Here is a 24,092-nt window from a genome sequence, read left to right as displayed (position 1 = left end):
AGCAGTGATGTCCGATGGCAACTGATCACCGCATACATGTTTCCCTGCCCCACCTGCGAAGCCTGGAGGGGGCGGCCCGGGGCCTGAGTTTTCTTCCCCGGCAGCCCGCTGGCAGTGTGTTGAGCGGCCGCCATGGGTCCCGCCTGCGCGGGCGCGGTCTCAATTTCGAGGAGATGCGCAGCTATCTGCCCGGCGATGACGTGCGCGCCATCGACTGGAAGGCCACCGCCCGCACCGGTTCCGCACACGTGCGCGTGTTCACGGAGGAGCGCGACCGGCCGGCACTGCTGGTGGTAGACCAGCGCATGGCGATGTTCTTCGGGTCCCGGCTGAACATGAAATCCGTGACCGCCGCGGAGGCGGCGGCCATCGCCGCCTTTCGCATTCTCGGCGCCGGGGACCGGGTCGGCGGCATCGTCTTCGACGACGAACAGGTCCGGGTCGTGGCGCCGCGGCGCAGCCGCCGCTCGGTGTTCGCGCTGCTCGAGGCCATCAGCACGATGAACAACCGGCTCAGCGCCGATCGTCCGGTAAGGGCGAGCACGCGGCAGCTCAACAGCGTGCTGGACCGGGCCGCGCGCACGGCGGTGCATGACCACCTGGTGATCGTGTTCTCCGATTTTGACGGCATCGACGACAGCACCGAGCGCCGCCTGCGATCCCTCGCCGCCCACAACGACGTGCTGTTGTCGCTCGTCTACGACCCCCAGGCCCTGCGCGAATTTCCCGCCCGCAAACAGGTGGTGGGCAATGCCCTGGCGCAGGCGGAGGTCGACTTCTCCGCCGCAGCTGTGCGCGAGGCCGTCGGCGGCTACACGCGGCAACGGCTGGCACGCATCCACAGCTGGCAGCACCTCATTGACCTGACCGTGCTGCCGCTGAGTGCCGGTGACGACACGCTGCGGCAGCTGCGCGGGCAGCTGCGGCAGCTTGCACCGCGGCGACGCCTGCGGTGAACGGGCGCTTCGAGGGGCTCAGCCTGCCGCAGCTGACTGAGCGGCTGCACGATGTCGTTATGCCCGCGCCGGTGTCGATGGCGCCGGAGACCGTCGGCTGGCTGATCCTCGGCGGCTGGGCACTTGCCGTCGTCGCCGTCCTCACAACCCACGCGCTCCTGCGGTGGCGCCGCAACCGTTACCGCCGCGAGGCCGAGGCGGCGCTCGCGCGCATCGAGCGCCAGCTGGAAGCGGACCCGGACGCCCTCGCCGCCGTCGGTACCCTGCTCAAGCGAACGGCGATGACGGCCTATGCGCGCGAACAGGTGGCCTCCCTGCACGGCGACGCCTGGGCAGCATTCCTCAGGCAGACGGCGCCCGGTGACCGCCGGGTCAGCGATGCGGCCGAGGTGGTCGCGGTGGTCGCCTACCGGCGCGTCGACGACCCGGCCGCGGTCATCGCCGCTGCGCGCCGCTGGATCAGGGTCCACGATGCTTGAGCTGGCCTGCCCCTGGGCGCTCCTGTGCCTGCCGCTTCCCCTGCTGGTGCGGGTGCTGCTGCCGCCGAAGCGCAATAGCGTGGCTGCGCTGCGTATTCCTTTTTTCGAGCAGGTTGTGCACGCGGCCGGCGCGACGGCGGGGAGGGGATCGGTCGTGCTGCGGCCCAGCCGCTGGCAGCTGGTGCTCGCCGCGATCACCTGGGGCCTGCTCGTTATCGCCGTGGCAAAGCCGGAGCGTGTCGGCGAGCCCATCATCCGGAACGAGGCGGCGCGGGACATCATGCTCGCCATCGACCTCTCCGGCTCCATGGGGTACCGGGATTTCCCGGACCGTGGGGAGGGCACCGTCACCCGCTTCGAGGCGGTACAGCGGGTCGTGAGCAGCTTCATCGCTGCCCGTGAGAACGACCGCATCGGCCTCATCGTGTTCGGCGACCGGGCTTACAGCCAGCTTCCCTTCACGCGGGACCTGGCCATGGCGCAGGAGCTCGTGCAGCTCATGGCGGTGGGCATGGCCGGACCGCAGACAGCGCTGGGCGACGCCCTGGGTCTCGCCATCCACGCCTTCGAAGGCAGCGAAGCCGACCACCGGGTGCTGATCCTGCTGACGGACGGCAATGACACCGTGAGCAGGATGACGCCGGTTAACGCAGCGGCGATCGCCGCTGCCGAAACCATCACGGTGTACACGATCGGTATCGGCGATACGGATGCCAGCGGTGAAGACCGGGTGGACTTCGCTGTGCTGCAGGAAATCGCCGCGCGCACGGGCGGCGGGTTTTTCAACGCGGAGGACGAGACGGCGCTGGCGTCCATCTACGCGCACATCGACGAGCTGGCGGCGGCGGACGTACGCAGCGAGAGCTGGCGGCCGCGGGATTCGGTCGCGCATTGGCCGGCGGGCCTCGCGCTGCTGCTTCTGCTGGCGAGCTACGCAGTGCTCCTGCTGCGACGGTCGCACCGGGAGCGCAGCGCGTGATGGAGGCGTTTCACTTCCTGAGGCCGCTCTGGCTGCTCACGCTGCCGCTGATCCTGCTCACCTGGTGGCTGGTACGGCGCCAGGGTGAACGGCCCCCCCGCGGTCCCGCTTTCCTGGCACCGCACCTGCGCGACGCTCTCATCATCGAGCGCGATCGCACCCGGTGCCCGCGCGGCGTCGACGGTGTGGTGCTGGTCATGCTGTGCCTTGCGGTGGCAGCAGCGGGGCCGACCTGGAGCCAGCAGCAGAGCCCCTGGTTCCGCGAAGCCGCTCCCCTCGTTGTTGCCATTGAGGTCTCCGACTCCATGCGCAGCAACGAGCTCTTACCCACCCGGCTGGACCGCGCCCGCTACGAGGTACTTGACCTGGTGAAGGCCCGCACCGGTTCGCGCACGGCCCTGATTGCCTATGCCGGAACCGCCCATATCGTCCTGCCGCCCACGAACGATGTCCGCGTGCTGCAGACCTTCCTGGAGAGCCTGGATCCGGCCATCATGCCGGTCCCGGGGGCCCGGGCCGCCGCGGTGCTGCCCGTCGCCCGCCAGCTGCTGCGGGAAGGCGGCAGCCGGTCGACGCTCCTCTTCGTGAACGACGGTTTCGACAGCACGGCGGTTGCGGCGCTTGCGGGTTTCGTGAACGAACCCGGGACGCCGGGGGTCGTCAGCCTGGTGGTCGGTCGCGACGAAGGCGGTGTCGCACTGCTTCCCGATGGCTCCCCGGTGCTGGCCCCTGGCGGCGGGCCCCTGGATACCCGGATCGACCCGGGCCCGCTGCGCGATGCCGAGCGGGAGGCCGCTGTCCCGGTGCTGCGCGCGAGGGCGGACGATGGAGACACGCGGGCGCTGCTCCGTCATATCGCCTCGCAGCAACTGGCCGCGAACGATCCCGATGCACACTGGAAGGACCAGGCCTGGCTCATCCTCTGGCCGGCGCTGCTGCTGGCGCTTTCGTGGTTCCGCCGCGGCTGGACGATGCGATGGTGAGCCGCCGCGCGATCGCGTTGCGGCCTGGCCGCCCGGCCGTGCAGCTCGTGGCGGTGACACTGGTGGCGTTGCTGGCGCTGTACCGGGAGGCCACCGCCGTGCAGACTCTCGCCGACCTGTGGCTCACGCGGGACCAGCAAGGCCTCCGGGCATTGCGCAGCCGCGACTACGCCCGCGCTCTCGAGCGCTTCGAGGATCCGGCCTGGCAGGGTATCGCCGCCTATCGGGCCGGCAGGTACGAGCTGGCGGCCGCCGCCTTCGGCAGGCTGACGGGTGCCGAGGGCTTTTACAATCGCGGTAATGCCCTGTACCGGGCCCGCGACTATCGCGGCGCGGTCAGGGCCTACGAGCAGGCGGTGGCCCTGGCGCCGGCGTGGGCGGAAGCCAACGACAACCTGGCCCTCGCCCGGTGGACGCGGGACTACATCGAGGAGCAGCGCGAGCAGACCGACACCGGTGATGAAAGGGAGCTGGGTGCCGATGACGTGAGTTTCGATAACGAGGAGAAGCGCGGCAAGACGATCGAGATCACGCGCGACAGCACGATCGAGCAGCAGTCCGCGGAAAAATGGATGAGGACGGTGGACACGCGAACCGCGGACTTCCTGCGCATGCGCTTCCGGATCGAGCTGCTTGAGCGGGAGCGAGATCAGTGAAGAGGCTCCTTGCGCTCGCGTTCCTGCTGGGCACGGCGCCCACGGGGGCACAGGTCGACCCCGTGGTGCGCCTTGCCGTGAAACCGGAAACCGTGCGCGTGGGCGAGGCGTTGACACTCCGCGTCACCGTGCTCGTGCCCACCTGGTTTCCGCGGCCGCCGGTCTACCCCGACTTCGAGGTAGCCAACGCCATCACCCGCCTGCCCCCGGACAGCTCCTTCCCGACCAGCGAACGCGTCGGCGGCGAGAACTGGTCCGGTATCGTCCGCGAGTACCGGATCTATCCGCTCGCGGCCGCCAGCTACCGGATCGAAGGCGCGAGCATGCGTGTGACCTATGCCAATCCCGGGGACGGTCCGGTAGTGCGGGATGTGGTGCTGCCGCCTGTGGTCTTCCGGGGTACCGTGCCCGGCGGTGCCGAGGGGCTGGAGCCCTACCTCGCCGGGCGCGAGCTGACACTCTCCGTTGCCCTGGAGGGCAACGATGGCGAACTGGCGGTGGGCGACGCGGTCGTCCTCACTTACAGCGCAGCCCTCGACGGTCTGCCGTCGATGTTCCTGCCGCCGCTCGCGCCCGCCTTCGACGCCCCCGTCGAGGCGGGGCGGGTTTCTGTCCATGCCGACGCCCCGCGCTTCGAGGATGACGAGCGGCTGGCGACGCGCAGCGAGCGGGTCACGCTGCTGCTCCAGGCCGGTGGCGAGCTCACCGTGCCCGCGGTGGCTCTCGACTACTGGAACATCGAAGCGGGGGAGGTGCGCAGCGCCCGTGTCGAAGCCCTGCAGCTGTCGGTGTCGGGACCGGCCGCTGGTCAGGTCGACGGCGCGGCAGCCGGCGCGTCGCGCTGGCGGCTGCCCCTCCTGGCCGGAGCGCTCCTCTTCCTGGCACTCTTCGCAATCCGAGCCGTTATGCTTCGTCTTCGCCGCCGTGGGATCGCCGCGCAGGTCTCGGAGCCACACGCGTTCCGGGCGCTCCGTCGCGCCCTGCGCGACGGGAGTGGAGCCCGGCAATACCGGGCACTGCAGCACTGGCTCACCCGCCTCGAGCCGGGCCTGTGTCCGCGGGCGTTCGCCCGTGCCTACGGCGACGCCACGTTGTGTGCCGCGGTCGATGCGCTCAGCGCACACTGTTTCGACGGGAGCGGCGAACCGCTCGCGCCAGACCGGCTGGCGAAGGCGCTGGTGCAGGCGCGGCAGCGCTATCGGCGGAGCGCCCGCCGCCGGCGCCGTAACGATGTCCTGGCCCCTCTTAACCCCTGAGGCGCCCGTGGCAGTATCATTGATGGAGAGACGATCTGGATGACCAGCAAGTACCTGATTGGCAGTGGTGTTGTGCGTGGGGAGCCGCTCACCGTGGCGGGCCCCTCGGCAAGCGCAGCGGGACAGCCGGAACGGTGTCGGCTTTCAACGGGGCCGTACGGGTGAGGCCTTTGTGTTCGCTGGTATTGCTATGCCTCCTGGCAGCGGCGGCCCTGGCCGACGGGCCGGTCCCGCCGGCGGCCGCGCCGGCCTGGCAGGAGGGCGAGTACCGGCACGAGCCGCCCACCGTCGCTGCGCTGCGTGCCGACGACCGTATTCATCCGGCGCTCAGGGCGGCGATCCTTCGCGGACGCGATCTTTTCGCCAACACCCAGCAGCTGCGCGGTTCCCACGTCTTCAACGCCATGAACTGCAGCAGCTGCCACCCCGGTGACGGACGCTGGGCCTGGGCCGGGCCGGTGTGGCCGGCCGCTACCACGCTGCCGGATTTCCGTAGCAAGAACGGCCACGTGAATACGCTCGAGGAGCGCATCGCCGGCTGTTTCACCTATTCCATGAACGGTCGCCCGCCGGCCCGGGACAGCGAGGCCATGGTCGCCCTGGTGGCTTACCATCGCTGGCTGGCCACGGGCGCGCCGGTCTATGAACGCGCTATCTACGGCCGGGGTTTCCGCCACCTGGGCACCGCGATTCCCGAAGGCACGAGCCGTGAACGTGGGGAGGCGCTCTACGGGCGGCGCTGCGCGCAGTGCCACGGGGCCGACGGCGACGGGCTGGTGGTCGATGCGCAGCCCCTGGTGCCGCCGCTCTGGGGTGATCGCGCCTACAACTGGGGCGCAGGCATGAGCCGCATCTTCACGGCCGCCGCCTTCATCCATCTGAACATGCCCTTTGGCGAGGCCGGCAGCCTGTCGGCCCAGGACGCCTGGGATCTGTCGCTGTTCATCAACAGCCACGAGCGGCCCCAGGATCCGCGTTATGATGGCGATGCCCGCCGGACCCGGGCCCGCCACCGGCAGTTCCATCGCCACACCCGCTATGGCACGGTCGTGGATGGTCAGCTCCTGGGCCAGCATGACAACACGGGCGCGCGGCCGGCGCCGTGAAGGCCACCGGCCTGGCCACCCTGGCCTCACGAATAGGAGTGATTGCAATGCGAAACCCTCTGTCCTGTCCCTTTGCCCGGCCTGTGGCGCTGCTGTTTATGCTGCTTGCGTCCTGGCTGCCCGCCGCGGCTTTCGCTGAGGGCTATCCGGGGGCGGAGACCGGCCCGGCTGTGCCCGGCTACGGCCCCGTCTTCCCGGTGCCGGAAGGCGCCTTTGCGCTAGGCAACGACCGGGTCTACAAGGTCAGCAAGGATGTCTCCGCGTCCGCTGATGATCCCGGTGAACGCAATCGGAACATTGAGGCGCTGGCCCGCTTCCTCAACATGCAGGCACGCGCCGGAACGGCGCCGGAGCAGCTCCAGGTGGCCATGGTGGTCCATGGTGGTGCCTGGAAGGATCTCCTCACGGATGCCGCGTACCGGGAGCGTTTCGGTCTTGCCAACCCCAACACGGGCCTCCTCGACGGCCTCGCGGAAGCGGGCGTGGCGATCTACCTCTGCGGCCAGACCGCGGCCTACCGGGGGCTCACACCGGCGGCGCTGAACCCCGCTGTGGAGCTCTCCCTGTCGGCGATGGCGGCCCACGTGCAGCTGCAGAGCGAGGGCTATACGCTCATCCCGTTCTGATCCGGGGCGCGGCTGCGTACAGGTTCGGGAAACAGATCATGTCGAGGATGTCCCCGGCGGATACCGCGCGCCTGCTCCTGTTGTCGTCGCTCTGGGGTTTCTCCTTCATCTTCATGCGCGTGGCGGTGCCGGAGTTCGGGCCGGTCAGCCTCATTGGCCTGCGCATGGGGTTGGGCGCTCTGCTGCTGTTGCCGCTGCTTGCCAGCCGCCAGCACCTGGGACTGCTTCGCGCGAACCTGAAGCCCCTCGTGGTCCTCGGTCTCAGTACCACGGCGCTGCCCTATTCGCTGCTGGCCCTGGCTACCGTTGGCCTGGAAGCCGGTTTCACGTCGCTGATCAACGCGGCCACGCCCGTCGCCACCGCGCTCATCGGCATGACCTTCTTTGCCACGCCCGTACTCCGCGAGCAGATCATCGGGCTCACGCTCGCGCTGGCGGGGGTCGGCGTCCTGTCCTTCGGGCGTCTCGATTTCGAGGCCGGGGGCGATGGGTGGTTCATCCTCGCCGCCCTGGCGGCCACAGTCTGCTACGGCTTCGGCGGGAACTACTCGCGCACGCACCTCGCCCACCTGCCAAGCCGCGTGCTGGCGGCTGGGAGCTGTGCCGTGGCAGCGGTTGCGTTGCTGGTGCCGAGCATACTGCTCTGGCCATCGGCGCCGTTAAGTCCGCTGGCCTGGGGCTCTGCCCTGGGCCTGGCGGCTTTCAGCACGGCCGGCGCGCTGCTGCTCTACTTCCGCCTGTTGTCGAGTGCCGGTGCCACGGCAACGTCCACGGTCACCATGCTCGTGCCCGTGAGCGCACTGGCCTGGGGAATGCTGCTCCTGGGCGAGACGCTTACCCTGCAGATGCTGGCGGGCATGATCGCGACCCTGCTGGGCACGGCGATCGCCACCGGTGTGCTTCAGCTGCGGCGGCGCCGGACGCTCCTACCGTGAAAAGGACCGCTTCAGGGTGGTGATGAGCCGCTCCACGGGAACCACCAGGTCGCCGGCCGGCACGGGTGGCACAGCGTGGCACGCAGGTCTGCGCAGGGTAATGAGGGCGACGACGATGGCACACAGGGCAGGCCAGCTGGCAGCCCACAGGCTCCCGGGCGTGTAGCGGTACCAGCCGGGTTCAGCGCCGGTGAGGAAGCCCGGCAGCCATGCGAGAGCCGCGATGACGGCGAGCAGGGGCAGCCAGCCGCAGACCATGGCCAGGCCCGGCGTTGCCCCGGTGTGTTCCCCGGTCCCGGGCCAGGCGAGTACCAGGAAGCGGCAGAGCAGCAAGGTCGTGGCGAAGGCGCTCAACATCAGTAGCCACTCCGGTAGCGGGCCCCGGGCATCGGCGAACTGGCCGGCGCCGTCGACCAGTGCCTTCTTGGCCACGTAGCCCAGGGTCAGGGGCAGGCCCGCCAGGGAGGCCGCGGGCAGCAGCAGACCCGCGATGACAGCCCGCCGTTGCCATGGTGCAGCCAGTGGCGCCGCGCTAAACCCGGTGCCGAGGAAGAGCGCGGCCTTTGCCACGCCATGGTGCAGGACAAAGACAAGCAGCACCGCGGTGAGCTCGCCCCGGAGGGTCGGCGCGAGCAGCGCGGCGCCGACCAGCATCGATGCCAGGCCCATCTGGCTGACGCTCGAGTAGGCGAGCACCGTTTTCGGGTTGTGCTGGGTCAGGCCGAGCAGCGCGGCGAGGAAGGTGGAGCCCAGCCCGAGGACAAGCAGCCCCTCGCCCCAGGGAACCAGCGGTGCGCTGCCCGCCGGCAGGAAGCGCAGCCAGCCGAGGAGACCGGCCTTGATCATGGCGCCACTGAGGACAGCGCTGGCGGGAGTCGGAGCGGCGGGGTGGGCGAGGGGCAGCCAGCTGTGGAGAGGCATGATGCCGACCTTGATACCGAAGCCGAGCAGTACCATGGTCGTGACCAGGCCGCCGTGCGGTGCATCGGACAGCGCTGCTGACACGGCATGGATGGCGAGCTCCCCGGTGCTGCTTGCCGCAATGGCAGCGGCCCAGAACAACAGCAGTTCTCCGATAATCACCAGCACGAGGTAGACCCGTCCCGCGCGCAGGCTGGCTGGCTTTCGATCGTGGATGATCAGTGGGTAGGCCGCAATGCTCATGAGGGTGAAGAACAGAAGAAAGCTGAGCATGTCGAGTGCCAGGGTAAGCCCGAGGTTTCCCGCCATGGTCAGAAGCCAGGCGAGCTGGAAGGTGCATCGATGCGGGGTCCGCGACAGATAGCCCTGGCCGTAGATGCCGGCGGCGAACCACAGCCCCGCGCTGAGGCCCAGGAAGAAACGCCCGGTGCTGTCGAGCCCCCAGCGCACGCCGAGCAGCAGCCAGGGCAGGTCGAGCTGCCCATCCGCACCGGCCAGGGCAAGCATGAGCGCCGGCAGTGGCGCAAAGGGGGCCAGCCGGCAGGCCAGCGCCCGCGGCCTCGTACCGGCCCAGCACGCGGCCAGTAGAAGCGGTGCCAGTACGGCTGACAATAACAGCGTGCCGCTCACGTGGTAGCTCCGGCTGTGGTCGAGGATTCTGTTGCAGAGCGCAGGCCCTGCCAAGGCTAACCCATTTCAGTCGCCGGTTGGATGTGCGCTAACGGTGCGCTAACGGTGTGCGCTAAAAGATGGGGGAGAGCATTGACGCCGGCGGGTTCGGTGCCCGCTGCGTTGCGGTGCTTCGTCAGGCCCGGATCATCCGGCGAACCAGCATGTCTGCGCTGAGCGTTCCGGCACCCGGAGGCCGGCGAGGTTCGCTTCGGCACCGCTCAGTCCGGCGAGCGCTGGCGAGTACGGTGCCGCAGCGCACGGCGGGCGGGCAGCGGATACAACGGTCGGAAAGCGGGAGGCGGGAGGCGGACAGCGGGCGGCCGGATGAACCGCCCCCGGCGTTGCCCAGGGCAACGACCGGGGGCCTGCGCGGCGTTGACGAGATCGCGCCTGGTGCGGGTCAGCCCGCGCGCTTCTCGAACTCGAGTTCCGGGAAACCCTCGTTCGCGGACTCGTCCAGCTTGTCGTAGTAGTTGTTGGCGCCGCCGAAGTAGATGAGCACGCGCGGCGGCTTGGTCTCGAGGTTGGCGCCCATCATCCAGGAGTGCACCTTGTCGCCCTCGTTCATGAGCGTCGCGTTGTGGACCTCCGCCACGTGCTTCGACCACTCCTCCTCGGCCTCGGGTTTCGGGATGCAGACGTCGTAGCCCTCGCTCTCCATCTTCCTGATGCAGTTCGTGATCCAGATGGCATTCTGCTCGATGGAGGTCGGCAGGTTGGCGAAGGGCGCCTGCGGGCCGGTGATGACGAACATGTTCGGGAAGTCCGCCACGCACACACCCATGATCGACTTGGAGGTTTCCTGCCACTTCTCCGCGAGGGTCTGGCCGCTCGTGCCGCGGATCGGGAAAGCCTCGAGCGCGCCCGTGTAGGCGCTGAAGCCGGTGGCAAGCACGATGATGTCGAACTCGTACTCGTTCTTCGTGGTGCGCACGCCTTTCTCGGTGATCTCGATGATGGGTTCGCCCTCGTCGCGGATATCCACGAGGTGGACGTCGTCACGATCAAAGCACTCGAGGTAGCCGTGGTCCAGCGGCGGGCGCTTGGCGAAGAGCGGGTAATCGTCGATCTTGGGCACCAGGATGTCCGCCACCTCCGGGTCCTTGATGCGCTCGCGCATCTTGCGGATGATGAACTCCGAGGCCATGCGGTTGGCTTCCGGGTTCGCCAGCAGATCCTCGAAGGTCTCGAAAACCCAGCGGAAGCTGCCGGTCCACTTCTCCTCGAAGATCCGCTCGCGTTCTTCCGGCGGTGTTTCCACGGCCAGGCGCCCCTCGGCGGTATCGAAGGCCATGCCGAAAACGTGGTTCCTGCACTTGGCGACGATCTCGTCGTAATGCTCCTTGATCTCCTTTTCCCACTCCTCGGTCATGGGCGCCTGCATGGCGGGGAGGATGAAGTTCGCCGTGCGGTGGAACACGGTGATGCTTTCGGCCTTTTCGCACATGGCGGGCACCATCTGCACGGTCGTCGCGCCGGCGCCGATGATGCCGATGCGCTTGCCTTCCCACTCGAGATCCTCCGGCCAGCGCGCGGAGTGGAACAGGGGACCCTGGAAGCGGTCCATGCCGTCGATCTTCGGGATCACCGGCTGGGAGATCATGCCCATGGCGCTGATGAAATACTTGCAGGTAAAGGTCTCACCGTCGGCGGTGGTGAGCTTCCAGAGGTTGCTGTCCTGCTGGTACGAGGCGTCGACGATCTCCGTGTTCAGCTGGATGTGCGGCCACATATCGCACTTGTCCGCCACGAAGTGGAAGTAGCTGTGGGTTTCCTTCCAGTCCGGGTAGCGGCGGGACCACTTCCACTCCTGCAGCAGTTCCGGCGAGAAGGTCAGGCAGTAGTAGTAGCTCTCGCTGTCGGTCATGGCACCCGGATAGCGGTTCCAGGTCCAGGTGCCGCCGATGTCGTCGGCCTTGTCGAAGACGCGGATCGACAGCCCGGCCTCACGCAGGTAGTGGATGAGCGCGAGTCCGGCAAAGCCGGCGCCGATGGCGATGACGTCGAAGTCGGGTTTCTGCGGGGTCGTCATGGGTGTTTTCCTCGTCTTATAACTATTCGTCTAACTGTTCGTGTCACTATTCGTGGTGTTCGTTTTCTCTGTCGCTGCTGCGTGCCCGTGACGGGCTCCCGAGTTCCCTGCGAGTATACTTGCTAGTCACAAACAAGCAAGTTCCAGGCGCACTCCCCAAGCCGGTGCAACCTCTTCGCACAAGCGCTTCGGAAAATCCTTAATTTTATTCAAAAAAGACCGCAAGGCATTGCGCCAGATCATGAAAGTGCGGCTGTCGTCATGCCATCGCGCCCGGCCCTGGTCAGCGCCCGGGCAGGTCCGCCAGCGCCTGCAGGACACGCGCCATGTCGGCGGCGGTGCCGATGGTGAAGCGGATGGCGTCGGCAAGCCGCGGATGCGGCAGGCGCCGGGCGATGATGCCGGCGGCGAGAAGCGCCTCCCAGGCGCTGTCTACCGCCCGGAAGGTCGCTGTGACGAAGTTGGTCGCGCTGGGCCTTACCTCCACGACACCCGGCAGCCTGGCCAGGGCCTCGGCGAACCGGTCGCGCTCCGCCGCCAGCTGCTCCACCTCGGCACGCATCCGGGCGATGCCCTCGCCCGAGAGCGCGTGCAGGGCGATCTGTGCGCAGGGGTCGGCGAGGGGGTAGGGCGCGACGATCTTGCGCATGGTGTCCATCACGGCGGCGCCCGCAAGCAGGAAACCCACGTGCACGCCCGCGAGCCCGAAGGCCTTGGACAGCGTGCGCACGACCACGAGGTGATCGTGCCGGGCCAGCAGCGGTACCGTGCTGCGCTCGGGGCAGAACTCTATATAGGCCTCGTCGACTACGACGAGGGCGCGGCCGGCGAAATGCCTGATGACGGCCTCGAGCTCCTCACAGGGCAGGGCGTTGCCGGTAGGGTTATTGGGGTGGCAGAGGAACACCACGCGCACGTCCTCCACGGCGCGGATGGCGTCGAGGTCCAGGCTGTCGTCGGCGGCCAGGGGCACGTCCACGACGCCCGCTTCCTGCACCTGGGCGCAGCTCTCGTACATGCCGTAGGTCGGTCCGCAGAGAAGGATGCGGTCGCGGCGGGCGCGGCAGTAGCCGCGCACGAGCAGGTCGATGGCCTCGTCGGCGCCGCGCAGGGCGAGCACCTGCGCCGGTTCCAGGCCCGCGTAGCGTGCATAGGCCGCATGTACCTCGCCGGGGCCCCGGTCGGGGTAGCGGTGGTACTCCGACACATCCATGGTCATGGGCTCGCGGGGGAACGGGGACTCATTGGCGTTGAGCCACAGGTCGCCGCTGCCGCCGATGCGGCGCGCCGACTGGTAGGGCGTGAGATCCGCGAGGTGCGGGCAGGCGAGATCGTGCTTGGCGGTTGACATGGGCAGGGGTCAGTCCAGGAACAGGTGGCCGAGGATAACGAACAGGGGCAGGGCGAGCACGGTACGTACCAGGAAAATGCCGGCGAGCTGCGCGACGCTGGTCTCGATGCTCGAGCGCAGGAGGAGCGCGCCGATCTCCGACAGGTAGATCACCTGGGTGACGGAAATGCCGGCGATGATGAAGCGCGTCAGCTCGCTCTCGATGCCCTGGCCGAGCACGGCGGGCAGGATCATGTCGGCGAAGCCCACCACCATGGACGGTGCGGCGGCGGTGGCCTCGGGCACCCCGAGAAGCGCGAGGTATTGCTCGAAAGGCCAGGCGATCCAGGTGAAGACCGGCGTGTACTCGGCCAGCGCCAGCGCGAGGGTGCCGATGGCGATGACCGTGGGAATGAGGCCGAACCAGAGGTCAAGCAGCCGCACCGCGCTGTGCTTCACCTGCGTTTTCACCGGGTAGGCGTGGGCCGCGCGGTCCACGGCCTGCAGCAGGGCCCAGCGGCCTAGCGATTCACCGGGGGGCACCGCCTCTTCATTGCTGCTCTTCCGGTGGTAGGTTTCCGGCACGCGCGACAGCGGCGGCAGCCGGCACACGACCATCGCCAGCACCACCGAGACGATCGCCACGGAACCGTAGAAGGGCAGGAAGATCGCCGTGATGTCCAGGATGGAGGCGATGAGCAGGCAGAAGGCGACCGAAGCGAGGGAGAAGGAAGAGACGATGCTCAGTGCCTCCCGGCGGTTGTAGCTGCCGCGCTCGTACTGCTGCATGGTCACCAGTACCCCCAGCGGCGCCGCGCCGAGCCAGGAGGCCATGGCGTCGATGGCGCCGCGCCCGGGCAGGCGGAAGAGTCGGCGGAAGAAGCGCGAGAGCAGCACGCCGGTGAATTCCATGATCCCGTACTCCGTCATCAGGGGCAGCAGGAAGATCACGGCGAGGAACAGCGTCATGACGTTCGGTACCAGCTGCTGCACCATGGTGCCGCCGGTGCTGTCGCCGCGCAGGAACTCGGGCCCGGCCCCGAAAAGCACCATGGCCGCGATGGCCGCGCCGGCCAGGCGCAGCAGCACCCAGTACCAGCGCACGCAGAACAGCCTGCCCGCGAGGCCCCGCTCCCGGCGGCGCAGGCTGAGCACCAGGCTCGCGAGGGCGGAAACGCCGGCGATGACCAGGATCAGCACCGGCAGCACCGGGGCCAGCCCCTCCCGCAGGAACGCCGCGAGTTCCGCGACGAGGATGGTGCTCTCGCCGTCGATGCGGAAGGGCACCAGGAAGAGGAGCAGGCTCGCCAGGGACGGCAGCGCGAAGCGCAGGACGGCCCCCGGAGTCAGGGCCGCGGCGGCATCGCCCCGGTCAGTCATGGGTTGCCATGGGCGGCGATGGCCCGGCGGATGGCGTCTGCTGTAAAGCGCGCGCGGAAGTCGATCATCGCCCGGCCGAGGGCCACGGTATCCGCGAGGGGCTCCAGGGATACGCCATTGATGCTGGCGAGCCCCGCCTGTACGCGCTCGTCGAAGCGCACCTGCGCAGGGTCCGTGACCATCATCATGGCCGTCACCCAGATGTCGTCATGGTAGCCGTCGTGGCGCGTCTCGCGCACGCCCAGCGTCTGGCGCGTGTAATCCTCGGTGACCGACCAGCCCGGGTTGTAGTACTCGCGCACGAAGTGGATCGCCGTGCCACTGCCGGCCCAGGCGGCGCCGAGGCGCTCGGCGACGGCGGCCATGCCGGCCTGGTTGCCGCCGCTGTCGCCAATGAGCACGATATGCCGGAACCCCGCCTGCTTCAGGCTGCGGGCAATATCGACGAGCAGTGACTCATAGGTTGCCGGTGTCAGGCTGATGGTGCCGGGGTAGCGCATGGCGCCCTCGGGCGGATCGATGCGCCCCTCCGGGACGAACTTCACGATCGGCGCGCAGAGCGCGTTGCCGAGGGCTCCGGCGATCACCGGGCAGGTCGCCTCGAGGATCAGGTTGTGCTTCCCCGTGGCGAGGTAGGGGCCGTTCTCCTCTATGCCGCCGGTAGGAATGATCACCGTGTCCGTGCCCGCGGCGATGCGGTCGCGGATCTCCATCCAGGTCAGTTCCTCGAGCCACGGTGACTCGCCCGCAGCTATCGGTCTCGGCGCCGCCAGCGCCGCTTCGAGCGTGTGGGCGTCGCCCGCCTCGTCGGCTCCGCTCGCCAGGGGAGCCAGGGCGGCGAGGAGCGCCAGCACAGCAGTGAGGCGGGTGCTGCAGCGGGCAGCGGGGCGCGCGGAGGGGGGCGGGGGTAGCGGGTTGGCAGGATGCAAGGGTGATATCTCGTTGCCGGGCCATCGGGAGCGCGCAGCATACTACCGATTACCGGCCTGCCGCCAAGCGCGCTGCCGGCCCGCGTATTGACAGGCGGCAGCCGACAACGCCTAATGCGGCAACCCCCGCAGCACCCGCGATGGCCTGGCGTCGTGCCGGTGTTCACAATCCGGTGACGTCGAAGAGGTTCTCCCCAACCCGTGTTCGCAAGGCTTTACCATTTTCTCCGACCGCTGCTGGCAGTGCTCTGCGCAGCGGCAGCGAGTCCTGGCAGCGCCGAGCCTGAAGCGGTCGAGCGCGGGCGCTACCTGGTCACGGCGGGGAACTGCGCGAGCTGCCACACTGCCGTCGCCGGAGCCTTCATGGCCGGCGGGGTGGCTTTCGAAACGCCTTTCGGCACCCTGTATTCGACCAACATCACGCCGGACCTGGCCACGGGTCTCGGCGACTGGACCGAGGCCGACTTCCGCGCCGCCATGCGCGATGGCGTGCGCCCGGATGGCGGGCATCTCTACCCGGCGTTCCCGTACACTGCCTACACGCAGCTCACCGACGAGGACCTGTCCGCGATCTGGGCCTACCTGCGCGCGGTGCCGCCGGTGGAGAGCACGCCACCGGCCAATGAGCTCGCCTTTCCCTTCGACCAGCGCCCGCTGCTGGCGGCCTGGAAGCTGCTGTATCACGAACCCGGGCCCTTCGAGCCCGACCCGGCCCGTTCCGAGGCATGGAACCGGGGTGCCTACCTGGTGGAGGCGCTGGGTCATTGCAGTGCCTGTCACTCACCACGCAACCGGCTGGGGGCCGAGCAGGCCGACCTGCGGCACGCGGGCGGCGAGTACCTTGACCGGGTGCCGGGCGGCGGCTTCCGGCCGTGGTTCGCACCGAACCTGACGGCCCATCCCCGGGGCCTCGCGCTCTGGCGCCACGAGGATCTGACGGCCTACCTCGCCACCGGGCGCAACGCCTTCCTCGAGGCTTTCGGCCCGATGAACGAGGTCATCATGAACAGCACCCGCTACCTCGACCCGGCCGACATCGACGCCATGGCCACCTACCTGAAAGCGCTGCCAGCCGCGGGCGGCGGCGCGGCGGAGGAAGCGCCCGGTGAGGAGCTCATGGGGCGGGGCCGTTCGCTGTACAACCTGCACTGCGGGACCTGCCACCTGCCCTCGGGCGAGGGCGACCCCGAGATGGCGCCGCGCCTGAATCGCGGCAGCCTGGTGGTGCAGGGGGCAAACCCGGCATCGCTGATCAACGTCATCCTTTACGGGCCGGAGGTGGCCGGTGCGGATCCCGCGCGGCAGTGGCTCAAGCCCATGAAGGCCTACCGTTACCTGCTTGACGACAGGGAGGTAGCGGCGGTGGCAACCTACATCCGCAACACCTGGGACAATGCAGCGGGTGTCGTTGCCCCGGCACAGGTCGAGCGGCAGCGCCAGGCCGGCGCAGGAGGGCGGTAATGGCAGCGATAGCTCACGCGATCACCGCGGCGGGCAGAGGCGGACGGGGCTTGCGACTGCGCGGCATGCGCGCAGTGCTGCCCGGCCTGCTCGGCGCGCTCTTGCTGCTCGCCGGCTGTGGCGACGGCGTGCAGGGGGGTGACGCCGGGGTGCCGGACGCCGGCTCCGCGCAACGCGCGCGGCTGCTGACCGCCGAGCAGTATCGCAATAGCATTGCGGCGGTGTTCGGCGCGGATATCGCCGACAGCGTGCTCGCGCCGATGCCCCCGCTGTCGCGCACGGCCGGGCTGCGCGCGAACGGCGCGGCGGCCGTGGGTCTCACCTCGGACCAGCTCTCGCAGATCCAGCGTTCCGCAGCGGCCATTGCGGCAAAGGTCGTGGATGAGTCGCACCGTGCCTTTCTCCTGCCCTGTCGCCCGGCGGATGCGGGCGCTGCCGATGCCGCCTGCGCCGAGGCCTTCCTGCGCGAGGCCGGGCGGCTGCTGCAGCGCAGGCCCCTGGCGGATGAGCGGCTTACAGCGCTGGTGGACGGCGCCGGACGCGCAGCGGAGGAAATGGAAGACTTCTACACCGGCCTTGCGCTGGCCCTCGAGGCGGTGCTCCTGAGCCCCGAGTTCCTCTTCATCACCGATCGCAGCGAGCCGGACCCGGCGCGGCCCGGCCGGCGACGCCTGGACGGCTACGCGCTGGCGTCGCGACTGAGCTTCTTCCTGTGGAACGGTCCCCCGGATGCGGCGCTCCTGGATGCCGCTGCGAGTGGCGCGTTGCACAGCGAGGCGGGTCTTCGCGAGGCGGTGACGCGCATGCTCGCCAGCAGCCGCCTGGAAACCGGCATGCGGGCCTTCTTTGACGACATGCTCGCCTTCGACGCTTTCGACAGCCTGGCCAAGGACCCGATGGTCTACCCGCGGGTGACCGGCTCGACCCTGGCGCAGGCCCGGGAGCAGACGCTGCGCACGATCGTCGACCATGTGCTGGTGCGGAACCTGGACTACCGCGACCTCTTCACGACCCGGCGCACTTTTCTGTCCCCGGCGCTGGCCGTCGTCTACGACCTGCCGGCGGAACCGGGCTGGGCGCCCCATGAATTCGAGGAAGACAGTCCCCGTATCGGCCTGCTCACCCAGGTGAGCTTCCTCGCCGTGCACTCCCACGCCGTTCGCTCCTCACCGACGCAGCGCGGTAAGGCGCTGCGCGAGGAACTTCTCTGCCAGAAGGTGCCCGATCCGCCGCCGAACGTGGACTTCTCCGCGCTGGAGGAAAACGCCCACGCGAAGACCGCGCGGGAGCGGCTGGACGCCCACAACAGCAATCCCTCTTGTGCCGGCTGTCACCTGGTCACGGACCCGATGGGCCTGGCCCTCGAGCACTTCGACGGTGCAGGGCAGTACCGTGAAACCGAGAACGGTGCGCCGCTGGATACCGCGGGCGAGCTCGACGGTGTCTTCTACGACGGGGTCGAGGGCCTTGCCGAAGCGCTGCGCAACCACCCCAAGCTGCCCGCCTGCCTGGTGAACCGGGTCTATGCCTGGGGAACCGGCGGACCGCCGTCACCGGTGCACGATCGCCCTACCCTGGCCTGGCTGGAGGAGCGCTTTGCCGATGAGGGCTACCGGCTGCGTGCGCTCCTCGAGGCCCTGGCGACCAGTCCCGCCTTCCGCACGCTCCGGCCGGAGACAGAACCTGTTAAGCTGGATCGCGAGCCGCCGCCCACGGCGCCGGCGCGTATCACCGAAGCACAACTGGCATTGAGAGACACGGGGGCGACTCGATGAGCAAGTTCACGCGGCGGCGCTTCCTGCGCGGCGTACTGGGCGGCGGCGCGGTCACGGTGGGTCTGCCCCTGCTCAACTGTTTCCTCAACGAGAACGGCTCGGCCCTCGCCAGCGGCCTGCCCGTGCCCCAGCGCTTCGGCACCTGGTCCTGGGGCCTCGGCATGAGCGAACCCGTGTTCGTGCCGAAGCGCACCGGCCCCGCTTTCGACCTGCCGGAGGAGATCGCCGCGCTCGCCCCCGTGCAGCAGCACATCAATCTCTACACCAATTTCCACGTCTTCCGCGATGACGCGCCCAACCTGTGCCACCACTCCGGATGGGTCGTCCTGCGTTCCGGGAGTGCACCCATGACCCGGGAGAACCGCCCCGGGGAGACCCTGGACGTGACGATTGCGCGCAAGCTCGGCAACGCCACGCGCTTTCGCAGCCTCAGCGCGACGGCCACCGGTGATGTCCGCGACAGCTTCAGCTACGAGGGCGGCAATTCCGTGAATGCACCCGAGTGGTCGCCCCTGCGCTTCTACGAGCGCCTCTTCGGTGCGGGGTTCCAGGACCCGAACGCCGAGACCTTCACGCCCGACCCGAAGGTGATGGTGCGCAAGAGCGTACTTTCGGCCGTGCGCGAGGATGCGAAAGCCCTTGAGAAGTCCCTCGGCGCGGAAGACCGGGCCCGCCTCGACCAGTATTTCACCGGCCTGCGCGATCTCGAGCGCCGCTTCGATCTGCAGCTGACGCGCCCGGAACCGCGGGAGGCCTGCGTGGTCGTCGACCCGCCGCCGCAGCTGCCCGCCGGCCTCGACGCGGATCTCGTTGCCCGCCGGCACCGCATGCTTGGCGAGCTGATGCTCATGGCCGTGGCCTGCGACCAGACGCGGGTCTTCAACATGTTCTATGCCTCGGCTTTCTCGGCCACCACGCGGCCCGGCTACGACAAGCCCCACCACACGGCGACGCACGAGGAGGCCGTCGATCCGGCGCTCGGCTACCAGCCGAATACTTCCTGGTTCACGCGCCGGGCGATGGAGGAATGGGCGTGGTTCGTCGAGGCCCTGGCCAGCTTCCGCGAAGGCGATGGCACGCTGCTGGACAACACCTTCGTCTATGCGACCACGGATCAGTCCTACGCCAAGATCCACTCCATCGAGGGCATCCCCATGTTCAGCGCGGGCACGGCCGGTGGCCGCGTGCGCACGGGCCTGCACATCGACGGTGGCGGCACACCCGGCTGCCGCCTCGGCTACACGGCGCAGCGCCTCATGGGTGTCGACATCGACAGCTGGGGCACCAAGAGCAACACGACGGCCAGCGAGATCGGTGAGATTCTTGTCTGAGTGCGGTGCCCGCGGCCGCAGCGCCCTGCTTTCCCTGGTCGCAGTCCTTGTTGCCGGAGTGGCGCTCGGCGAGGCGCTGCCCGGTGTCGCGGGTGAAGAAAATGCCCAGACCTGGCGCGATGTGCCGATGCCCCCGGGCTTCCAGGTCATCGTCAACGAACTCGAGGGCCCTGTCTTCGCCGACGCGGAGGGCCGCACGCTTTACGAGTGGCCACAGCACGTGCTGCGTAACGGTTACAGCGGCGAGGCGCCCGGAACACCGGCGTGCTACGGCGAACCCACCACGGTGACCGCCGGCCTGATGAGCCCCTACCCGGCGGGTATTCCCCTGCCCGAACTCGACGAGCGGCCCGCCTGCACGGACCTCTGGCCGCCCGTGCTGGCCGCTGAGGACGCCGAGCCCGTGGGCGACTGGACGATCCTTGAGCGGCGCGACGGCAGCCGCCAGTGGGCCTACGAGGAGCAGCCGCTGTACACCTCCGTTCGCGACCGCCGCCCGGGCGATGTGCTCGGTGGCACCCGCCGGCGCTACCAGCGTGATGACCCGGCCTACCGCGTACCGGTGGGGCCGCCGCCGGCGCTGCCGCCTGGTTTTGCCGTCAAGGCGACGAGCGTCGGCCGCATGCTGACCACGGCGAGCAATGATGCCGTCTACGCCTATGCGGAGGACGACGCGGAATCCTCGGCCTGCCGGGGCGCCTGCCTGCGGCGCTGGGCGCCGGTGACGGCCCCCGCGCTCGCCGCCGCGCAGGGGGAGTGGACGCTGCTGGAGCGCTCACCGGGCGTGCGCCAGTGGGTGTTCCGCGGCCAGCCCCTCTACACCCACCGCCTCGACCGGCACTCCTGGTCCCGGCAGGGCAGCGACGTACCCGGCTGGGAAAACGTCTTCCTGCAGCGCGCTCCGGCCTGGCCGGCGAGCTTTACGGTGCAGGCGACGCTCGCCGGCAATGTTCTCGCCGATCGCGAGGGCCGGACGATCTATGTTTACTACTGTGCCGACGACTCGGCGGACCAGCTCGCCTGCGACCACCCGGAGGATACCCAGGTCTACCGCCTCGCCATGTGTGGCGGCGGCGACCCGGAGCGCTGCCTCACGCACTGGCCTTATGTACCGGCCGGTGAAGCGGAAACGAGCCCGAACCGCACCTGGACCATCGTCACCATCGACCCGCGCACGGGCCGCTTCGCCGCGGACGACGCGCCCGGGGCTCTGCGCGTCTGGGCCTACCGCGACCGGCCCGTGTACACCTTCGGCGGTGATGACCGCCCCGGTGACGTGGCCGGCGGCGGCACCGGCGAATGGCGCGGCATGCGCAATGGCCTGCGCGCCTTCTGGCTGAGGGACGATTACATGCAGGGGATTCTGTGAGGCCGCGCGCCGCGCTGTTTGTCGTCGCGCTGCTGCTTGCCGGTGTGCGCGGCGCCGCGGCAGAAGGGCCGCCGGGCGGCACCATCGGTTACGTATTCACGGACCTGTTCTGGTCTGTCTACCAGACCGAGGACGCCAGCGAGTGCCCGCAGGGCTTCAATGACGGGCCGCGGGAGCAGTTCGCGGCGCTGTATCCCGAGCCGGACCGTCTCGATGTCCAGGCAACGCAGCTCGCGCAGGAGATCGCCACCTGGCATCCGACCGCGGAACCGGACGGCTTCCCGTTCTACACCGTGGAGGGGCCCTATGCCTACGGCCTCGACCTCGATGGCGAGACCAGCCCCGACGATTTCGAACACCCGGATGGGACTCCCGGCATCGACAACGCCGTCTACCGCGCCGTGGGCTGCATCATCGGCTTCCGCGGCCCCGACGGCGTGGAGTACATCTTCCAGAGCAAGGCCATCAAGGACGAGGCCTACAACCGGATGATGATCAACCTCACCGGCGTCGACAGCCTGGCCGATGACGACAGCGTCACCGTGACCGTCTACCGCGGCCGCGACGAGCTGCTCACCGATGCCACCGGCGAGGAGATCATGCCCGGCGGCACGCAGCGCGTGGACCGCCGCTGGGGCGAGCCGCTGATCCGCGAGACGCCCGGGCGCATTGAGGACGGCGTGCTGACCACCGAGCCCATCGACGAACTCGTGATCCCCTGGCAGAACCTGCAGGTGCCGTCGATCCACCGCATCCGCGATGCGCGCTTCGAGCTGCGCCTCGACGGGACGAGCGCCGAGGGGCTGCTCGCCGGCTACGCGGACGTCGACACCTGGTATTTCCAGCTCATCCGCAACGACTCCACGCACCACCTCGCCAACGGGCAGATTTCCGCCATCTCCCTCTACAAGGCCCTGCGCCGCCTCGCCGACGCCTACCCGGACCCGGAGACCGGCGAGAACACCGCCATCTCCACCGCCCTCGATGTGCGCATGACACAGGTGTATATCGTTGACGGCGCGTCACGGGAGGCATCGCCATGAGAGCCTCCCTGCTGACAATGGGAATGCTGGCTCTTGCATTGGTCTTCGGGGCCCTGGCGAACGCGGGGGAGGGACTGGTAACCCTGAAGAGCGAGCATCCCGTCGCCGCCACTGTCGATCGCCTACAGCAGGCCCTGACGACCCAGGGCTTCACAATTTTTGCCCGGATCGACCACGGCGCCGGCGCCGAGCGTGTCGCGATGGCGCTGCCGGCGAGCGAACTCCTGATTTTCGGCAAACCTGCCGCCGGCACGGCGCTGATGCAGGCGGCCCCCGCAGCTGGCATCGATCTACCGCTGAAGTACCTGGTCTGGGCGGACAAGGACGGCGGCGTCACCGTCGGCTGGAACGACCCGCGCTGGCTCGCCGGGCGTCACGGCATAGACCCGTCCATGCCGCTCCTCGAAACGATGCGGGGTGCCCTGCACGGTATCGCGAGTGAGGCTGCCCGCTAGCAGGGAAGCGGGCAGATGGTGCCGCGCCTGGCAACCGGGTGACAATCCGCTTCCGACCCTAATCGGGTGGACGGTAGGGCTATGAAAGCGGTGTCGATGATCAACGTTATCTGGTAGGCGAGTGGTAACTGGAAAGCGGACTCGCCGCGGTCAGAGCTGCAGGGTCGCGTGCACCCCGAAGACATTGCCGCCGTGCCTATCCCAGCGCCTGAGGGCGTAGCGCTCGTAAAACGGTGAGATGCGCAGCGCGCCGAGCTGGAACTCGAGGCCTACCTGGTCCCTCGCGTCGAAGAGGCGCCGGCCGCCGGGGAAGGCCAGGCGCGGCTGCAGGCGGATCCAGGCCACGACGTTCTCCGTCAGCCGGTGCCGGTAGCCGGCAATCAGGCGATAGCGCCAGTGATCGTCGATCGCGGCGTTGCTGAAGGCGCGGTATTCCAGGCGGTGCGCCAGGGAGAGGCCATCGCCTTTGAAAAGATCCTGCTGGACGCTGACCCGGTGTTCCCGGGCCAGGCACAGGTCCGCGCGGCGGTAGGCCAGCGTAAAGTCACCCGCCCGTCGCGACAGGCGGGCGTGCCAGGTGCCCTCGGAGTGTCGGTACATGGCCGTCCAGGGGCCTTTTTCCAGGTAGGCGTTGTACTCGTTGGCGGTCGGCTCGGCGAAGGCCGGCAGCACGGTGCAAAGCAGCAGGGTGCCGATGGCTGTCGGTAAAGGGCGCACCCTGTTGATCGTACCTGAAGCGGCCGGATCGCTGCCACGAACCGCGACGCCGTGCGACACTTGCGCCCTGGCAGAGTAAGGGAGCCGGCGCGGTGGCCGTCGACAGAGACAGTGAATTCATGGGCCGGGCCCTGGCGCTCGCCGAGGCGGCCGCAGAGGCCGGGGAGGTCCCCATCGGCGCGGTGCTGGTCAGCGATGGCACGATCGTGGGAGAGGGCGCCAATGGCGTGATCGCCCGCTGCGACCCCACAGCCCATGCCGAGATCACTACGCTGCGGGCGGCGGGCCAGCGCCTCGGCAACTATCGCCTGCCCGGCAGCGTGCTGTACGTGACCCTCGAGCCGTGCACCATGTGCGTCGGCGCGCTCGTGCACGCCCGGGTGGCGGAACTCGTTTTCGCGGCTCTCGAGCCCCGCGCCGGGGCCGTCTGCAGTACCGCCCGGCTCCTCGATGCCACCCACTATAACCACCGCGTCAGCTGGCGCCAGGGACCCCTCGCCGAGGAGAGCGGTGAACTCCTGCGCGGGTTCTTCCGCGCCCGCCGCTAGGGCGCTTTTTTTAGGTTCTTCGAAGGTTTCCGGGGACGTTGAGCCCCTGACCTCACCCGCCGTATTGTGCCCGAGACCGCATGGGAATGGGGCACGGCAATGTTTGATCGCAAGACGGTGGGTAAGCTGGGCGGCTGGACGGGCTACCGGGTG

22 protein-coding genes are annotated in these 24,092 nt (G+C 68.9%); 16 read left to right on the top strand and 6 right to left on the bottom strand.

All coding sequences use genetic code 11. From position 1 onward, the window contains the following. The first annotated feature begins 14 nt into the window (after positions 1-14). The 9 genes from ACX93N_RS04000 to ACX93N_RS03960 all read left to right on the top strand — a co-directional run bounded on the left by ACX93N_RS04000 (position 15) and on the right by ACX93N_RS03960 (position 7,976). Entirely contained in the window at positions 15-956 is a 942-nt protein-coding gene (locus ACX93N_RS04000) for a DUF58 domain-containing protein (protein ID WP_459427104.1), read from the top strand. Then, positions 953-1,435 (top strand): DUF4381 domain-containing protein, encoded by a 483-nt coding sequence (locus tag ACX93N_RS03995; RefSeq protein ID WP_459427103.1) that lies wholly within the window; start codon positions 953-955, stop codon positions 1,433-1,435. The genes ACX93N_RS04000 and ACX93N_RS03995 overlap by 4 nt, the downstream gene beginning before the upstream one ends. Continuing rightward, on the top strand, positions 1,428-2,414 hold the full coding sequence (locus ACX93N_RS03990; RefSeq protein WP_459427102.1) for a VWA domain-containing protein: 987 nt from the start codon (positions 1,428-1,430) through the stop codon (positions 2,412-2,414). The genes ACX93N_RS03995 and ACX93N_RS03990 overlap by 8 nt, the downstream gene beginning before the upstream one ends. Beyond that, the gene (locus ACX93N_RS03985; RefSeq protein WP_459427210.1) at positions 2,414-3,397 is read left to right on the top strand and encodes a VWA domain-containing protein; all 984 of its coding nucleotides are present in this window, start codon (positions 2,414-2,416) and stop codon (positions 3,395-3,397) included. Before ACX93N_RS03990 ends, ACX93N_RS03985 begins: the two co-directional genes overlap by 1 nt. Beyond that, on the top strand, positions 3,391-4,053 hold the full coding sequence (locus ACX93N_RS03980) for a tetratricopeptide repeat protein (protein ID WP_459427101.1): 663 nt from the start codon (positions 3,391-3,393) through the stop codon (positions 4,051-4,053). The genes ACX93N_RS03985 and ACX93N_RS03980 overlap by 7 nt, the downstream gene beginning before the upstream one ends. Further along, entirely contained in the window at positions 4,050-5,309 is a 1,260-nt protein-coding gene (locus tag ACX93N_RS03975; RefSeq protein WP_459427100.1) for a hypothetical protein, read from the top strand. The genes ACX93N_RS03980 and ACX93N_RS03975 overlap by 4 nt, the downstream gene beginning before the upstream one ends. A gap of 170 nt (positions 5,310-5,479) precedes the next feature. After that, entirely contained in the window at positions 5,480-6,415 is a 936-nt protein-coding gene (locus tag ACX93N_RS03970; RefSeq protein WP_459427099.1) for a c-type cytochrome, read from the top strand. 47 nt (positions 6,416-6,462) lie between these two features. Next, positions 6,463-7,041, top strand: a complete 579-nt coding sequence (locus tag ACX93N_RS03965; RefSeq protein WP_459427098.1) for a DsrE family protein — start codon at positions 6,463-6,465, stop codon at positions 7,039-7,041. A gap of 38 nt (positions 7,042-7,079) precedes the next feature. Next, positions 7,080-7,976, top strand: a complete 897-nt coding sequence (locus ACX93N_RS03960; protein WP_459427097.1) for a DMT family transporter — start codon at positions 7,080-7,082, stop codon at positions 7,974-7,976. On the opposite strand, the gene ACX93N_RS03955 is transcribed toward ACX93N_RS03960, so the two are convergent. The 5 genes from ACX93N_RS03955 to ACX93N_RS03935 form a co-directional block, all read right to left on the bottom strand. Next, positions 7,968-9,527: a complex I subunit 5 family protein gene (locus ACX93N_RS03955; protein ID WP_459427096.1), complete on the bottom strand. Its 1,560-nt coding sequence runs from the start codon at positions 9,525-9,527 to the stop codon at positions 7,968-7,970. The genes ACX93N_RS03960 and ACX93N_RS03955 overlap by 9 nt on opposite strands. 442 nt (positions 9,528-9,969) lie before the next feature. Further along, on the bottom strand, positions 9,970-11,601 hold the full coding sequence (locus ACX93N_RS03950; protein ID WP_459427095.1) for a flavin-containing monooxygenase: 1,632 nt from the start codon (positions 11,599-11,601) through the stop codon (positions 9,970-9,972). 283 nt (positions 11,602-11,884) lie between these two features. Next, positions 11,885-12,952: a histidinol-phosphate transaminase gene (gene hisC / locus ACX93N_RS03945; RefSeq protein WP_459427094.1), complete on the bottom strand. Its 1,068-nt coding sequence runs from the start codon at positions 12,950-12,952 to the stop codon at positions 11,885-11,887. A gap of 9 nt (positions 12,953-12,961) precedes the next feature. Further along, positions 12,962-14,311, bottom strand: a complete 1,350-nt coding sequence (locus tag ACX93N_RS03940; protein ID WP_459427093.1) for a YjiH family protein — start codon at positions 14,309-14,311, stop codon at positions 12,962-12,964. Continuing rightward, positions 14,308-15,165 (bottom strand): creatininase family protein, encoded by an 858-nt coding sequence (locus ACX93N_RS03935; protein ID WP_459427092.1) that lies wholly within the window; start codon positions 15,163-15,165, stop codon positions 14,308-14,310. The genes ACX93N_RS03940 and ACX93N_RS03935 overlap by 4 nt, the downstream gene beginning before the upstream one ends. A gap of 276 nt (positions 15,166-15,441) precedes the next feature. Between ACX93N_RS03935 and ACX93N_RS03930 the strand changes: the two genes are divergently transcribed. Genes ACX93N_RS03930 through ACX93N_RS03905 form a run of 6 tightly spaced genes read left to right on the top strand, consistent with a single transcriptional unit; the run spans position 15,442 to position 22,674 of the window. Next, positions 15,442-16,701 carry a c-type cytochrome gene (locus tag ACX93N_RS03930; RefSeq protein ID WP_459427091.1) on the top strand — a complete coding sequence of 420 codons (1,260 nt, stop codon included), beginning with the start codon at positions 15,442-15,444 and terminating at the stop codon, positions 16,699-16,701. Next, positions 16,701-18,476 carry a DUF1588 domain-containing protein gene (locus tag ACX93N_RS03925; RefSeq protein WP_459427090.1) on the top strand — a complete coding sequence of 592 codons (1,776 nt, stop codon included), beginning with the start codon at positions 16,701-16,703 and terminating at the stop codon, positions 18,474-18,476. Before ACX93N_RS03930 ends, ACX93N_RS03925 begins: the two co-directional genes overlap by 1 nt. Beyond that, entirely contained in the window at positions 18,473-19,807 is a 1,335-nt protein-coding gene (locus tag ACX93N_RS03920) for a DUF1552 domain-containing protein (protein WP_459427089.1), read from the top strand. The genes ACX93N_RS03925 and ACX93N_RS03920 overlap by 4 nt, the downstream gene beginning before the upstream one ends. After that, positions 19,800-21,176 carry a hypothetical protein gene (locus ACX93N_RS03915; RefSeq protein ID WP_459427088.1) on the top strand — a complete coding sequence of 459 codons (1,377 nt, stop codon included), beginning with the start codon at positions 19,800-19,802 and terminating at the stop codon, positions 21,174-21,176. The genes ACX93N_RS03920 and ACX93N_RS03915 overlap by 8 nt, the downstream gene beginning before the upstream one ends. After that, positions 21,173-22,219, top strand: coding sequence for a hypothetical protein (locus tag ACX93N_RS03910; RefSeq protein WP_459427087.1), 1,047 nt, complete (start codon positions 21,173-21,175; stop codon positions 22,217-22,219). Before ACX93N_RS03915 ends, ACX93N_RS03910 begins: the two co-directional genes overlap by 4 nt. Beyond that, positions 22,216-22,674, top strand: a complete 459-nt coding sequence (locus ACX93N_RS03905) for a DUF302 domain-containing protein (RefSeq protein WP_459427086.1) — start codon at positions 22,216-22,218, stop codon at positions 22,672-22,674. Before ACX93N_RS03910 ends, ACX93N_RS03905 begins: the two co-directional genes overlap by 4 nt. 150 nt (positions 22,675-22,824) lie before the next feature. On the opposite strand, the gene ACX93N_RS03900 is transcribed toward ACX93N_RS03905, so the two are convergent. Beyond that, on the bottom strand, positions 22,825-23,391 hold the full coding sequence (locus tag ACX93N_RS03900; RefSeq protein ID WP_459427085.1) for a hypothetical protein: 567 nt from the start codon (positions 23,389-23,391) through the stop codon (positions 22,825-22,827). Positions 23,392-23,483: 92 nt separating this feature from the next. On the opposite strand from ACX93N_RS03900, the gene tadA reads away from it, so the two are divergent. Beyond that, positions 23,484-23,939 (top strand): tRNA adenosine(34) deaminase TadA, encoded by a 456-nt coding sequence (gene tadA / locus ACX93N_RS03895; RefSeq protein ID WP_459427084.1) that lies wholly within the window; start codon positions 23,484-23,486, stop codon positions 23,937-23,939. Positions 23,940-24,092: the final 153 nt, after the last annotated feature.

Source organism: Pseudohaliea sp. (assembly GCF_054552115.1).
Note: the sequence above shows the minus strand (reverse complement) of the source record. Positions and strands in the feature narration are given on the sequence as shown.

Excerpts from the sequence above, each read along its gene's own strand:
- ACX93N_RS04000 (WP_459427104.1), top strand. The coding sequence starts at position 15 with ATGGCAACTGATCACCGCATACATGTTTCCCTGCCCCACCTGCGAAGC.
- ACX93N_RS03990 (WP_459427102.1), top strand. The coding sequence starts at position 1,428 with ATGCTTGAGCTGGCCTGCCCCTGGGCGCTCCTGTGCCTGCCGCTTCCC.
- ACX93N_RS03985 (WP_459427210.1), top strand. The coding sequence starts at position 2,414 with ATGGAGGCGTTTCACTTCCTGAGGCCGCTCTGGCTGCTCACGCTGCCG.
- ACX93N_RS03980 (WP_459427101.1), top strand. The coding sequence starts at position 3,391 with ATGGTGAGCCGCCGCGCGATCGCGTTGCGGCCTGGCCGCCCGGCCGTG.
- ACX93N_RS03965 (WP_459427098.1), top strand. The coding sequence starts at position 6,463 with ATGCGAAACCCTCTGTCCTGTCCCTTTGCCCGGCCTGTGGCGCTGCTG.
- ACX93N_RS03960 (WP_459427097.1), top strand. The coding sequence starts at position 7,080 with ATGTCGAGGATGTCCCCGGCGGATACCGCGCGCCTGCTCCTGTTGTCG.
- ACX93N_RS03950 (WP_459427095.1), bottom strand. The coding sequence starts at position 11,601 with ATGACGACCCCGCAGAAACCCGACTTCGACGTCATCGCCATCGGCGCC.
- hisC (WP_459427094.1), bottom strand. The coding sequence starts at position 12,952 with ATGTCAACCGCCAAGCACGATCTCGCCTGCCCGCACCTCGCGGATCTC.
- ACX93N_RS03940 (WP_459427093.1), bottom strand. The coding sequence starts at position 14,311 with ATGACTGACCGGGGCGATGCCGCCGCGGCCCTGACTCCGGGGGCCGTC.
- ACX93N_RS03925 (WP_459427090.1), top strand. The coding sequence starts at position 16,701 with ATGGCAGCGATAGCTCACGCGATCACCGCGGCGGGCAGAGGCGGACGG.
- ACX93N_RS03920 (WP_459427089.1), top strand. The coding sequence starts at position 18,473 with ATGAGCAAGTTCACGCGGCGGCGCTTCCTGCGCGGCGTACTGGGCGGC.
- ACX93N_RS03905 (WP_459427086.1), top strand. The coding sequence starts at position 22,216 with ATGAGAGCCTCCCTGCTGACAATGGGAATGCTGGCTCTTGCATTGGTC.